The 12,651-nt window shown below is 68.9% G+C and carries 15 protein-coding genes; 4 read left to right on the top strand and 11 right to left on the bottom strand.

Going from position 1 to position 12,651, the window contains the following annotated elements; genetic code table 11:
- The first annotated feature begins 166 nt into the window (after positions 1 to 166).
- Both ACIA73_RS34315 and ACIA73_RS34310 read left to right on the top strand, forming a co-directional pair.
- Positions 167 to 1,429 carry a cytochrome P450 gene (locus ACIA73_RS34315; RefSeq protein WP_399442836.1) on the top strand — a complete coding sequence of 421 codons (1,263 nt, stop codon included), beginning with the start codon at positions 167 to 169 and terminating at the stop codon, positions 1,427 to 1,429.
- 50 nt (positions 1,430 to 1,479) lie between these two features.
- Positions 1,480 to 1,683, top strand: a complete 204-nt coding sequence (locus ACIA73_RS34310; protein ID WP_399442835.1) for a ferredoxin — start codon at positions 1,480 to 1,482, stop codon at positions 1,681 to 1,683.
- A 155-nt stretch (positions 1,684 to 1,838) separates the two neighbouring features.
- On the opposite strand, the gene ACIA73_RS34305 is transcribed toward ACIA73_RS34310, so the two are convergent.
- From ACIA73_RS34305 to ACIA73_RS34275, 7 genes are all read right to left on the bottom strand, one after another.
- Positions 1,839 to 2,462, bottom strand: a complete 624-nt coding sequence (locus ACIA73_RS34305; protein WP_399442901.1) for a TetR/AcrR family transcriptional regulator — start codon at positions 2,460 to 2,462, stop codon at positions 1,839 to 1,841.
- A gap of 215 nt (positions 2,463 to 2,677) precedes the next feature.
- Positions 2,678 to 3,046 (bottom strand): hypothetical protein, encoded by a 369-nt coding sequence (locus ACIA73_RS34300; RefSeq protein WP_399442834.1) that lies wholly within the window; start codon positions 3,044 to 3,046, stop codon positions 2,678 to 2,680.
- 382 nt (positions 3,047 to 3,428) lie between these two features.
- Positions 3,429 to 3,890 (bottom strand): PH domain-containing protein, encoded by a 462-nt coding sequence (locus ACIA73_RS34295; RefSeq protein ID WP_399442833.1) that lies wholly within the window; start codon positions 3,888 to 3,890, stop codon positions 3,429 to 3,431.
- A gap of 85 nt (positions 3,891 to 3,975) precedes the next feature.
- Complete coding sequence (locus tag ACIA73_RS34290; protein ID WP_399442831.1) at positions 3,976 to 5,337, bottom strand: dicarboxylate/amino acid:cation symporter; 1,362 nt, start codon at positions 5,335 to 5,337, stop codon at positions 3,976 to 3,978.
- A gap of 383 nt (positions 5,338 to 5,720) precedes the next feature.
- Positions 5,721 to 5,972 (bottom strand): DUF4229 domain-containing protein, encoded by a 252-nt coding sequence (locus ACIA73_RS34285; RefSeq protein WP_399442900.1) that lies wholly within the window; start codon positions 5,970 to 5,972, stop codon positions 5,721 to 5,723.
- 343 nt (positions 5,973 to 6,315) lie between these two features.
- A complete protein-coding gene (gene mqnE / locus ACIA73_RS34280; protein ID WP_399442899.1) occupies positions 6,316 to 7,479 on the bottom strand; it encodes an aminofutalosine synthase MqnE in 1,164 nt (387 codons plus the stop codon).
- A 57-nt stretch (positions 7,480 to 7,536) separates the two neighbouring features.
- On the bottom strand, positions 7,537 to 7,992 hold the full coding sequence (locus ACIA73_RS34275) for an Lrp/AsnC family transcriptional regulator (RefSeq protein ID WP_399442830.1): 456 nt from the start codon (positions 7,990 to 7,992) through the stop codon (positions 7,537 to 7,539).
- 154 nt (positions 7,993 to 8,146) lie between these two features.
- Between ACIA73_RS34275 and ACIA73_RS34270 the strand changes: the two genes are divergently transcribed.
- Entirely contained in the window at positions 8,147 to 8,293 is a 147-nt protein-coding gene (locus ACIA73_RS34270) for a hypothetical protein (protein ID WP_399442908.1), read from the top strand.
- Between the two features lie 15 nt (positions 8,294 to 8,308).
- Here the strand turns inward: ACIA73_RS34270 and ACIA73_RS34265 are convergent, their stop codons facing one another.
- Positions 8,309 to 9,013, bottom strand: coding sequence for a UbiX family flavin prenyltransferase (locus tag ACIA73_RS34265; protein ID WP_399442829.1), 705 nt, complete (start codon positions 9,011 to 9,013; stop codon positions 8,309 to 8,311).
- A 210-nt stretch (positions 9,014 to 9,223) separates the two neighbouring features.
- Here ACIA73_RS34265 and ACIA73_RS34260 point away from each other — a divergent pair, with 210 nt between their 5' ends.
- Complete coding sequence (locus tag ACIA73_RS34260) at positions 9,224 to 9,751, top strand: rhomboid family intramembrane serine protease (RefSeq protein ID WP_399442898.1); 528 nt, start codon at positions 9,224 to 9,226, stop codon at positions 9,749 to 9,751.
- 33 nt (positions 9,752 to 9,784) lie between these two features.
- Here the strand turns inward: ACIA73_RS34260 and mqnP are convergent, their stop codons facing one another.
- Genes mqnP through ACIA73_RS34245 form a run of 3 tightly spaced genes read right to left on the bottom strand, consistent with a single transcriptional unit; the run spans position 9,785 to position 12,632 of the window.
- On the bottom strand, positions 9,785 to 10,687 hold the full coding sequence (gene mqnP, locus ACIA73_RS34255) for a menaquinone biosynthesis prenyltransferase MqnP (protein WP_399442828.1): 903 nt from the start codon (positions 10,685 to 10,687) through the stop codon (positions 9,785 to 9,787).
- A complete protein-coding gene (locus ACIA73_RS34250) occupies positions 10,684 to 11,178 on the bottom strand; it encodes a hypothetical protein (protein ID WP_399442827.1) in 495 nt (164 codons plus the stop codon). The genes mqnP and ACIA73_RS34250 overlap by 4 nt, the downstream gene beginning before the upstream one ends.
- Entirely contained in the window at positions 11,175 to 12,632 is a 1,458-nt protein-coding gene (locus ACIA73_RS34245) for a menaquinone biosynthesis decarboxylase (RefSeq protein WP_399442826.1), read from the bottom strand. The genes ACIA73_RS34250 and ACIA73_RS34245 overlap by 4 nt, the downstream gene beginning before the upstream one ends.
- Between the last annotated feature and the right edge of the window lie 19 nt (positions 12,633 to 12,651).

The raw sequence follows: 12,651 nt of genomic DNA, 5'->3' as shown, positions 1-12,651 counted from the left end.
CTGGAGGGCCGGCCGGCCGGTGGGCGTGGGCTCCCCCGGGTGGGATTCCGTTTGGCTGAACATCGCGTAGACCAAATAGGTGCCTCGGGCATCTAGTGAACAGTGATCGGTAAGTGATCGGTAGAGGTCTCTCCACCTTTCCCCCCGCGAGCCAGTGAGGTCGTCCGTGACTGAGACAGCCAGCGCACCCGAGGCATTCACAGCATCCGAGCCCGCATCCCCGTCCGCGCCCGATTCCGCGCCCGTCGTCTTCCCGCAGAACCGCACCTGTCCGTACGACCCGGCGCCCGGCTACGACCCCGTACGGGCGACCGGACAGCCCGTTCAGCGCGTCGAGATCTACGACGGAACGGAGGTGTGGATGGTCAGCGGGCTCGCGGAGGCACGGGCGCTGCTCGCCGACCAGCGGCTGTCGAACGCCAGGGAACGGCCGGACTTCCCGGTGTTCCAGCAGCGACTCGAAGGCGTGGAGCGGCGGCGGGTGGAGCTGCTGGGCGTGGACGACCCCGAACACAACGTTCAGCGGCGGAAGTTGATCCCCAGCTTCACACTCAAGCGCACCGCGTCGCTGCGGCCCGCGATCCAGGAGATCGTGGACAGGCTGCTGGACGCGATGGAGGAGCTGCCGGAACCGGCCACCGACCTGGTCGGCGCGTTCGCCCTGCCGGTGCCCTCGATGGTGATCTGCGCCCTGCTCGGGGTGCCGTACGAGGACCACGAGTTCTTCGAGGAGCAGTCGCGGTTGCTGCTGCGGGGGCGCGGCCGGGAGGAGGTCGAGGCCGCGCGGGACGCGCTGGACGCCTATCTGGGCGATCTGGTTGACCGGAAACGAGCCCCGGTTACGGAGGCGGATTCAAGCCTTCCGGTCGGGCTGCTCGACGACATGATCGGGGCCTTCGACGACCGCGCGGAACTGGTCAACATCGCCGGGATCCTGCTGATCGCCGGGCACGAGACCACCGCGAACATGATCGCGCTGGGTACGTACACCCTGCTGGAACACCCGGAGCAGCTGGCCGGTTTCACGGCGGACGACGCCGATGTGCCGGCGGCCTGCGAGGAACTGCTGCGGTTCCTCTCCATCGCCGACGGGATGACCCGGCTGGCGACGGAGGACATCAAGGTCGGCGGCGTGACGATTCGGGCGGGCGAGGCCGTCGTACTGGCGACGTCGCTGATCAACCGGGACCCGGCGGCGTTCGAGGAGCCGAACAAGCTGGACGTGGCGCGCGGGGAACGGCATTTGGCGTTCGGCTTCGGCATCCACCAGTGCCTGGGCCAGAACCTGGCGCGGGCGGAGATGGAGATCGCGCTGAGCACGCTCTTCCGGCGGCTGCCCGGACTGCGCCTCGGCGCCCCGGCGGACCAGATCCCGTGCAAGCCGGGCGACACGATCCAGGGACTGCCGGAACTGCCGGTGGTGTGGTGAGCGGCCACGCGCGAAGTCCGGGGACACGGCGAATCGGAGAGGGCACGGCCATGCGCATCGACATCGACACGGACGTCTGTATCGGGGCGGGACAGTGTGCGATGACCGCACCGACGGTCTTCACCCAGGACGACGACGGACTCTCGGAGTTGCTCCCGGGCCAGGAGGACGGCGGCGGCAGCCCACTGGTGCGGGAGGCGGCGAGGGCCTGCCCGGTGGGAGCGATCGCGGTGGTCGCGGATCCCGCGACGTAACTCCCGCGACGTAACTCCCGCAGCGTGATGCCCGCGACGTGATGCCCTCAACGTCATGTCAGGGATGTCATGCCGGGGACGTCATGCCGGGGAGTGGGCGTCGGCCTGTCCGTCGCCCACTCCCCGGCCCCGGCCCAGCCCCGCCCCCAGTCCGGTCACCGGCCTGCTGACGGCGACCAGCGCTCGCCCTTCATCAGGTTCTCCAGTCCCGCCCAGGAGAAGTTCATCAGCGTCGAGGCGGCTTCCTTCGCCGAGACGCCGGGGGTGGTGTTCGCCCAGTCGGCGAGCGATTCGGCCGCGCCGATCAGCGCATGGGCGAGCCCGGCCACCTCCCGGTCGGCGAGATGCGGGTCGCAGCGGGCCTCCCGGGCGGCGTTGCCTATCAGGTGGTTCACGAACGTCACGATCTCCTCCCGCATCGTCTCCACCTCGGCCGCGAACGGCTCCCCGTGGGTGCGGGCCTGGTTGTGCAGTACGGCCCAGCCGTCCGGATGCTCGGCGGTGTGCGTGAAGAAGGCGGTCAGCCCGTCCCACAACTGCCGGTCGGCCGGCAACTCCGGGCGGACACCGGCCCGTACCGCCGTCACCAGCGAGCCCGCCTCACGGCGGATGCATGCCGTGAACAGCTCGTCCTTCGAGTTCAGATAGAGGTAGACCAGGGGCTTGGAGACTCCCGCCAGCTCGGCGATCTGGTCCATCGACGCGGCCCTGTACCCCCGCCGCGCGAACGTCTCCACCGCCGCGTCCAGCATCTGCTGCTCCCGCACCGCCCGAGGCATCCGTTTGCCCCGGCCCGCCGCCACCGCCGTACTGTCCGACGCCCCCATACCGCTGTCCCCTGCCCTTCGCCCCGCCGGCCCGGTCAGTGGCCGCCGCACTCTCTTACTTCCGGGTAAGGGTACGGCGCTGCAAGGGGCCGGGCGGGGCTGAGGGGCGAGGGGGGCTGAGGGGCGAGAGGGGCCGAGGCCTCTCGACACGGGAAGCGCGGTGCGCCCTAGAGCCAGCCCTTCTTCTTGACGACGGCGAACGTGCCGAGCGCCGCGACCACGACCGAGGCGAGCAGGACCGGCAGGGCGTAGAAGTTGTCGAAGCCGTACTCGTTGAGGTGCTCGAAGTTGGCGCCCGGGATCGCGGCGAAGGTCGAAGGGATGACGAACATCAGGGTGATCGCGGCGACCTTGCGGTTCTGGACGGTGGAGATGACCTGGTCCTCCGTCAGCTTGTTGAGACGGTCCATGTCGGCGTTGAAGTCCCGGAGTTCGTCCCGGATCTCGCGCAGCAGCTCGACGGTCTCGGGCTGGTGGCCGGGGGAGGTGAGGGATGCGTCGGAGGCGTACGTCTTGAAGGTGTTGTCGTGCGTCATGAGGACTCCTGAAGGCGGGCCCGAGCAGGCCCGGAAGGCGCCCGCAACCACTGCTCAACGGTGCGGCTGACGCCCGGGGCCCGGATCAAGTCGGCCGGGGCGGGGCGGGGTTCAGACGCGGGGAGCAGGGGTGGAGGCGATACGGAATGCAGAGTTCGGGTAACTCGGACTGTGATCCATGGGGGTATCGCCTCCTCTCGGTCGTCCAACAGTGCCGCCGGGTCGTCAGGCGTACACAGAAATGCGCCGCGCCCGGACCGCGACGATCCCGCCGGGGCTCCTTCACGCTAACAGCCCGCCCCGCACGCCCCACCGGGCCGATAGTCCCGCGCGCGAGGGACGAAAGCCCTCGGCCTCCCCCAAGAACTGACGGCCGTGGCCGTCACCTCCCGGTCTCGTTCCTCCACTGCCCCTCGATCTCCGCCAACTTCCGGTCGAAGGAAGGGTCCTGACCGGCGTCGGACGTCATAGGTGCCGGCAGGCGGAACGAACCGCCGTCCCTGCGCTTGATCCGGATCCAGTAGTCGTAGCGGTGGTTGCGACCGCCGGACCTGTCCACCGTGATCGCCGCGATGTCGTGCCAGGCGGCGGTGGAGCGCCCCCACGCCCGGTGTGCGTGAACGCCCGTCGCGTCCAGCGTCGTACGCCCGAGTGCCATGGCCGCCAGCCACGGCGCCGCCGGAAAACCCAGCAGGCCGAAGGCCGCCAGGAACGCGCCGAAATTGGTTCCCCTCGTCCACCCGGTGGTCAGCGCGACGCCGGAGTGGGCGGCCAGGACGACCGCCACCGCGCACCAGACCCACCACGTCCTCCGCTGGGCCGGACGGTATTCGACCCCCTCCACGAATCCACCGTACTGATGCGACGACGGTGCCCCCGAGCAGTCTTCGCTCGGGGGCACCGTCGGACCGTCAGGTGGATCGGGCGGGTCAGGCGGCGACCGCCACCTTCTCCTTCGGCTCCGACTCGGCGGGCTCGTACTCGTCGATCGGGGACGACGTCGCCGAGTTGTAGGCGTCGTGGTCGAGGATCTTCTCGCGGGCCGAGACGAGGACCGGAACCAGGGCCTGACCGGCGACGTTGGTGGCCGTCCGCATCATGTCCAGGATCGGGTCGATCGCCATCAGCAGGCCGACGCCCTCCAGGGGCAGACCCAGGGTGGAGAGGGTCAGGGTCAGCATGACCGTCGCGCCGGTCAGACCGGCGGTGGCCGCCGAGCCGATGACCGAGACGAAGACGATCAGCAGGTACTCCTTGATGCCCAGCTGTACGTCGAAGATCTGCGCGATGAAGATCGCGGCGAGCGCCGGGTAGATCGCGGCGCAGCCGTCCATCTTGGTCGTCGCGCCGAACGGGACGGCGAAGGAGGCGTACTCCTTCGGAACGCCGAGGCGCTCGGTGACCCGCTGGGTGACCGGCATGGTGCCGACCGAGGAGCGGGAGACGAAGGCCAGCTGGATCGCGGGCCAGGCGCCCTTGAAGAACTGGAGCGGGCTGACCTTGGCGACCGTCGCCAGGAGCAGCGGGTAGACGCCGAAGAGGACCAGGGCGCAACCGATGTAGATGTCGGCCGTGAAGGTGGCGTACGGGCCGAGCAGGTCCCAGCCGTACTGCGAGACCGCCTTGCCGATCAGGCCGATGGTGCCGATCGGGGCCAGCAGGATGACCCACCACAGGGCCTTCTGGAGGAGCTCCAGGACCGAGTTGGAGAGGGTCAGGATCGGCTTGGCCTTCTCACCCAGGGCGAGGGCCGCGATGCCCGCCACGACCGCCATGAAGACGATCTGGAGGACTTCCAGGTCCTGGAACGGCGTGATGATGTCGGTCGGGATGATCCCGGTCAGGAAGTCGATCCAGGAACCCGAGCCCTCGGGCTTCTTGCCGTCGGAGGCGGACAGACCGGTACCCGCACCGGGGTTGGTGAGCAGGCCGAGGACGATGCCGATGGCGACCGCGATCAGCGAGGTGATCATGAACCAGAGCAGGGTGCGGGTCGCGAGGCGGGCCGCGTTGTTCACCTGACGGAGGTTGGTGATCGAGACCAGGATGGCGAAGAAGACCAGGGGAGCGACGGCCAGCTTCAGCAGGCCGACGAAGGTCTTGCCGATGGTCTCCAGGGTGGTGGAGAGCCAGGCGATGTCGTACTGCCGGGCCAGCCAGCCGAAGACGACGCCGAGGACGAGACCGGCGACGATCTGCACCCAGAACGGGATCTTCGATATGGGGTTCTTCTTCTTGGGCTTCACAGGCTGATCAGCCTGGTCGGCCTGCTGCGCAGGGGACGCGGACACGGACACACTCCGGTGAAGGAAAGACTGCGAGAGGCAGAAAAGGGGGAGAAAAACGTCGCGCTGAACTTCAGACGGAGCGGCGACAGGCGGCCGAGACCCGGCGGCAGAGATCGACATGCAGGCGCGCCACGAGCGGAATGCTCATGGGGTTCTGGGGCGCGGCGGATGTCGTCATGTCGAACACGTTAACACTTGTACTTTGAGAACATCAAAGGTCTTCTTTGGGTGGAAGCTGGGTGGACACCGAGCAGGTGGGGTGAATAACCAACAGCGCCCCGGGAGTTGAGCCAGTGGCTCACTTCCGGGGCGCTGTTGTGTGTGACCGGGGTCACGAAGCGGGTGGGGTCGGGGCGGACGCGGGGCCGCGCCGGGGCCGGGGTCGCTTACGCGACGTCCTCCTGGCGGCGGTTGGCCTCCAGGCGGGACTTGGTCCGGTCGACCTTGGCCACGATGTTCTCGCTCATCGCGTCACGCTGCTTGCGCAGGAGCACGAAGCTCAACGGGGCGGAGACGATGATCGCGAGCATCAGCACCCAGAGGACGTTCGACATGCCGCCGACGCCGGAGGGCATCACACGGAAGGCGACCAGGGCCCACATGACCAGGAAGCAGGCGACGAAGACGCCGAGGCGCATCGCGGTGTAGCGAATCGTGGCGTGCTTGGTGCTCACGGCGGGACCTTCTTCTCGTACGGGGCCGACGGGACAGGGCCGGACAGACAGGGCCGGACATACAGGCACTACCAGTCAAGCACAGGGGCCCGGCGTCGTCGCCGGGCCCCTGTGCTTAAAGACTGGTGCGTGGTGACGGGCCTCTCGGACCAGCCGGCGGGTGCGCCGCACCAGGCGCTTCCACTGCCGGCCGAGGCCGAGGGTGTCACCGGCCAGGGTCCCGTCCCGGCAGGACTGGCGGCACGCAAGCGAAGGGCCCCGACCGGTGCGGTCGGGGCCCTTCGCTTCGTATCCGCTGACGGGAACGTCAGACGCGCATCGCCTGCGGCGTCTCACGCCGGGCCGCGTCCGGGCCCTCGTACTCCTTGATGATCTCGTAGCGCGTGTTGCGCTCGACGGGGCGGAAGCCCGCGTCCCGGATCAGTTCGAGGAGGTCGTTGCGGCCGAGCTTGTTCGGGGTGCCGTAGTCGTCGGCGTCGTGGGTGATCTTGTACTCGACGACCGAGCCGTCCATGTCGTCCGCGCCGTGCTGGAGGGCGAGCTGGGCGGTCTGGACGCCGTGCATCACCCAGAAGACCTTGACGTGCGGGACGTTGTCGAAGAGGAGGCGGGAGACCGCGAAGGTCTTCAGGGCCTCGGCCCCGGTGGCCATGGTGGTGCGGGCCTGGAGCTTGTTGCGGACCTTGCCGTCCTTCATGTCGACGAAGTCGTGCTGGTAGCGCAGCGGGATGAAGACCTGGAAACCGCCGGTCTCGTCCTGCATCTCACGCAGCCGCAGCACGTGGTCGACGCGGTGGCGGGGCTCCTCGATGTGGCCGTAGAGCATGGTAGCCGGGGTCTTGAGGCCCTTCTCGTGGGCGAGGCGGTGGATCCGCGACCAGTCCTCCCAGTGGGTGTTGTGGTCGACGATGTGCTGCCTCACCTCCCAGTCGAAGATCTCGGCGCCGCCGCCGGTGAGGGACTCCAGACCGGCCTCGATCAGCTCGTCGAGGATCTCGGAGGCGGAGAGGCCCGAGATGGTCTCGAAGTGGTGGATCTCGGTGGCGGTGAACGCCTTGAGGGAGACCTGCGGGAGGGCTTCCTTCAGGGCGGAGAGGGAGCGCGGGTAGTAGCGCCACGGGAGGGTCGGGTGCAGGCCGTTGACGATGTGGAGCTCGGTGAGGTTCTCGTTCTCCATCGCCTTGGCGAGGCGGACGGCCTCCTCGATGCGCATCGTGTACGCGTCCTTCTCGCCCGGCTTGCGCTGGAACGAGCAGTACGCGCAGGACGCGGTGCACACATTGGTCATGTTGAGGTGGCGGTTGACGTTGAAGTGGACGACGTCACCGTTCTTGCGCGTCCGCACCTCGTGGGCGAGGCCGCCGAGCCAGGCCAGGTCGTCCGACTCGTAGAGCGCGATGCCGTCCTCGCGGGACAACCGCTCCCCGGCCCGGACCTTCTGCTCCAGCTCGCGCTTGAGTCCCGCGTCCATACCCGGCCGCCCTTCCATGTCTGCGTATGTACCCATCAAACCTCGTCCACGGTACGCCTAGCCCTCCTCAGGCAGTTCCCCGACCCGGTTCTCCCACTTGGTGGAGAGCACGATGGTCGTACGGGTCCGTGAGACGCCCTTGGTGCCGCTCAGCCGGCGGATCGTGCGCTCCAGGCCGTCCACGTCACCCGCGCGGATCTTGAGCATGTACGAGTCGTCGCCCGCGATGAACCAGCAGTCCTCGATCTCCTCCAGGTCCTTCAGCCGGCGGGCCACGTCCTCGTGGTCGGCGGCGTCGGACAGCGAGATGCCGATGAGGGCGGTGACGCCGAGGCCGAGCGACTTGGCGTCGACGGTGGCGCGGTAGCCGGTGATCACTCCCGCCGATTCGAGGCGGTTGATGCGGTCGGTGACGCTCGGGCCGGAGAGGCCCACGAGCCGTCCGAGCTCGGCGTACGAGGCCCTGCCGTTCTCCCGAAGAGCCTGGATGAGCTGCCTGTCCACGGCGTCCATATGCCTGAAGCCTTCCATTGTTCAGCGATACCGCGAGTTTACGTATAGAATCTAAGGCACAGGGGCTGATTCCCCTGTAGATCTTTCATCAGATCCAAGAAAAACTTTCAGAACATCCGGTTCTGACCTTGTAGCTCCCAGGAGAGTGACAGTCGTGTACACGACCGAGATGGCCTACGCCCGCATGCGTGAACTGCAGGAGCTGGCCGACCGCTCGCGTGCCCACCGGCCCACCCCCTTCCGCTCCCCTTCGGTGCGCGGCATCACCGCCCGCCTGAAGCGCGCCACGAAGCAGGGCTAGGGCCTTTTCCGAGTCCTACGGGTTGCGGGAACCTCCCCCGAGTTCCCCCTCCCACCGGCGGTAGAGGCTGTGCGGCACACCTGCCGCGTCCAGCACCCGCCCGGCGACGAAGTCCACCAGATCCTGGATGTGCGTCGCCCCCGCGTAGAACGCTGGGGAGGCGGGCAGCACCACGGCGCCCGCCTCGTCCAGCGTCACCAGATGCTTCAGCGTCTGACCGTTGAGCGGTGTCTCCCTGACCGCCACCACCAGCTTCCGCCGCTCCTTGAGCGTCACGCTCGCGGCCCGTTGCAGCAGATCCTTCGAGAGCCCCAGCGCGACTCCCGCCACCCCGGCGGTCGAGGCCGGGACGATCAGCATCCCCTTCACGGCGTACGAGCCGGAGGAGGGCCCGGCCGCGAGGTCGCCCGCGCCCCAGTGCCGCACGTCGGACAGATCGAGGCCGGTGAAGGTGCCCGGCTTTCCGTCCGCTCCCCTGGCCAGCCAGGTCGCGAGGTCCTCGCGCCAGTGGCTGTCGCGGTAGGCGACGCCCGTCTCGTCGAGGAGGGTCAGGCGCGAGGCCCGGCTCACGACGAGGTCGACGGCCTCTCCCGCGTCGAGGAGACCGCGCAGAACGGCGGCGGCGTACGGGGTGCCGGAGGCGCCCGAGACTCCGACCACCCACGGGATGCGCTTGCGTACGACGCCTGCTGCGACGCCTTCAACGACGGGCTCAGTCATGGGCGGAGCCTATCGGGGGACCGGATGCGGGAACCGGGCAAGGTGCCGGGACGTTACTGGGAACAACAGGGGATGCACGGCACGCGGTGCGGGCAAGGGGTGGCGGACATGACACATCTTCCGTACGACGGTGGGGTTCCGTACGGCACGGGACGGCAGCCCGGCGCGCGGGCGCCGCGCGCGGCGCGGGCGAGGACCGCGGCCGGCGTGATGCTGGTGTGGGTGGCGCTGCTGTGGGCGCTGGAGGCGATCGACTCGGCGACCGGCGCCCTGGACACCTTCGGCCTGTCCCCGCGCTCGCTGCCCGAACTCCGGGACGTCCTCCCGATGTCCTTCCTCCACCACGGCTTCGCCCATGTCGCCTCCAACACGATTCCGCTGCTGGTGCTCGGCTTCATAGCCGCCCTGAGCGGGATCCGCCGCTTCGCCTCCGTCGTGTTGACGGTCATGCTGGTCGGCGGGCTGGGCGTCTGGCTGACCGCCCCCGCGTACTCCAACACCGCGGGCGCCTCGGGCGTCGTCTTCGGCCTCTTCGGCTATCTGGTGGTGCGGGGCTTCGTGGACCGCCGCCCGTGGGACGTGGTGATCGGGCTGGTGGTGGCGGTGGTCTACGGGTCGATCCTGTGGGGCGTTCTGCCGACCAACGAGGCGATCAGCTGGCAGGGGCACCTGTTCGGGCTCGTGGGCGGGGTGCTGGCGGCGTTCTGGTTCCGGCGGGGGCGGCCGACGGCCGTCTAGACCGTCAGCAGCCGTCCGGACAGCCGGCGCCGTCTAGACCGTCAGGCCGCGGGTCAGCAGATCCAGCAGCGCACACACGAACAGGGCGATCCCGATGAAGCCGTTGACGGTGAAGAAGGCCCTGTTCAGGCGGGACAGGTCGTGCGGGCGGACGATGGTGTGCTCGTAGCAGAAGGCCGCGGCGACGATCACCATGCCGGCCCAGAAGAAGATCCCGGCGTCGATGCGCAGGCCGTACCAGACCAGCAGGGCCGTGGTGATCACATGGCAGACGCGGGCGCCGTACAGCGCGGCCGGGATGCCGAAGCGGGCCGGCACCGACTTCACGCCGTGGGCGCGGTCCGCCTGGACGTCCTGCGAGCCGAAGATCAGGTCGAAGCCGCCGATCCAGACCCCGACCGCGAGGCCGAGGACGACCGCGTCCCACGACCACTCCCCCGTGATCGCGATCCACGCGCCGACCGGGCCCATGGCCTGGGCCAGGCCGAGGATGGCGTGCGGGAAGTTCGTGAAGCGCTTGCCGTAGGGGTAGACGACCATCGGGATGACCGCGATGGGGGCCAGGGCCAGGCAGAGCGGGTTGAGCAGGGCCGCCGCGCCGAGGAAGAAGGCCAGGGCGATGCCCGCGCCGGTCCAGGCGGACTTGACGCTGACGGCGCCGGTGACGATCTCGCGGTGTGCGGTGCGCGGGTTACGGGCGTCGATCTCGCGGTCGATGATCCGGTTCGCCGCCATGGCGAAGGTGCGCAGGCCGACCATCGCGACGGTGACCAGCAGCAGCCGTCCCCAGTGGATGTTCTTGTCCAACTGGAACATGGCCGTCAGCGCGGCGATGTACGCGAAGGGCAGCGCGAAGACCGAGTGCTCGATCAGCACCAGGTTGAGGAACGCCCTGGTCCGGCCGGGCTGGGGTACGGCTGCGGCGGCCGAGGTCATACGAGGTTCCTTAGGAAGGTGTCGATCTCGGCGAGGAGGGTCTCGGACGCGACCGGGGCGATCTCCATGTCGAGGTGGTTGGCGGTGTCCTGGCCGTGGGGGGTCAGGCGGAGGTGGAAGCCGTGGCCGCGCGACCCTGCGGGCAGGGCGTGCAGACGGAGGGGGTTGTGGCGGTCCTCCTCCGCGAGGGGGAGGGAGAAGGGGGCACCGGCCGCGATGCCCGCGCGGAGCTTCGTGGCGAAGGTGTGGATGTCGCGGCGGGCCAGCGGGCGGCTCTCGAAGGCGGCCGAGAGGTGGCCGTGCCACTCGCAGGTCAGTCGCCAGGTGTCCCTGCGGGTGCGGTCGTCGGCGCCGGCCCGCTCGACGCGCAGCCAGGCGGTGGCGTCACCGAGGTGGAGGTACGGGGGTGCCGGCGCCGGCACCCCGGGAGCGAAGTCCGAAGCGGGCTCGGCTCCCGCGGGCGCTCCGGCGTCGGCCGATGCCCCACTCACAGGCCGTACTCCTTCCAGCGGCGGTCGACCTTGGCCGCCACCGCCGGGTCGGACTCGACCATGTTGGGCCAGCCGCCGTCGCGGGTGTAGCCCTCCTCGGGAAGCTTCCTGGTGGCGTCGACGCCCGCCTTGCCGCCCCAGAACTGCTGGTAGGAGGCGTGGTCCAGGTGGTCGACCGGGCCCTCCACGACGGTCAGGTCGCGGGAGTAGTCGACGTTGCCGAAGGCCCGCCAGGCGACCTCGTGGTAGTTCCGTACGTCGCAGTCGCTGTCGACGACCACGATCAGCTTCTCCAGGGAGAGCATGTGCGCGCCCCAGATCGCCGACATCACCTTCTGGGCGTGCTTCGGGTACTTCTTGTCGATCGACACGATGATGCAGTTGTGGAAGCCACCCGCCTCGGGCAGGTGGTAGTCCACGATGTCCGGCACGATGATCTTCAGCAGCGGCAGGAAGAAGCTCTCGGTCGCCCGCCCCAGCGGCCCGTCCTCCGTCGGCGGACGCCCCACGACGATCGACTGAAGGATCGGGCGGCGCCGCATGGTGACCGTGTCGATCGTCAGCGCCGGGAAGTCCTCCTGCGGCGTGTAGAAACCGGTGTGGTCGCCGAAGGGCCCCTCAGGGAGCATCTTCCCCGGCTCCAGCCAGCCTTCCAGTACGACCTCGGCATGGGCCGGGACCTGGAGCGGAACCGTCTTGCAGTCCACCATCTCGATCCGCTTGCCCTGGAGGAACCCGGCGAAGAGGTACTCGTCGATGTCACCGGGCAGCGGGGCCGTCGAGGCGTACGTCACGGCCGGCGGCGCACCGAAGGCGATCGCGACCGGCAGCCGCTCACCCCGGCGGGCGGCCACCTGGTAGTGGTTGCGGCTGTCCTTGTGGATCTGCCAGTGCATGCCGATGGTGCGCTTGTCGTGGCGCTGGAGGCGGTAGAGACCGAGGTTGCGGATGCCGCTCTCGGGGTCCTTGGTGTGGGTGAGGCCCAGGTTGAAGAACGAGCCGCCGTCCTCGGGCCAGGTGAAGAGCGCCGGAAGCTTGTCGAGGTCCACTTCCTCGCCCCGCAGCACCACCTCCTGCACCGGTGCCGCGTCCGACTTCACCTTCTTCGGCGGTACGTGGGCCATCGAGCCCAGCTTGCCGAAGGCTTCCCGTACGCCCACGAAGCCCTGCGGCAGCTCGGGCTTGAGCAGCCCGCCGATCTGCTCGCTGATGTCGTTGTACGACTTGAGGCCGAGCGCCTTCAGCAGCCGCCGGTCCGTCCCGAAGACATTCATCGCGAGGGGCATCGAAGACCCCTTCACGTTCTCGAAGAGCAGGGCCGGGCCGCCCGCCTTGTTCACGCGGTCGACGATCTCCCCGACTTCCAGATGGGGGTCGACTTCGGCCTTGATGCGCTTGAGGTCGCCCTCACGGTCCAGAGCACGGAGGAACGAGCGAAGATCGTCGTAAGCCATGCCGTCCAGTATCGGACAC

Origin of the sequence: Streptomyces sp. NPDC051561 (assembly GCF_044454195.1) — a bacterium.
GTDB lineage: Bacteria > Actinomycetota > Actinomycetes > Streptomycetales > Streptomycetaceae > Streptomyces.
The sequence above is the reverse complement of the archived record's forward strand: the minus strand, read 5'-3'. Positions and strand labels throughout refer to the sequence as shown.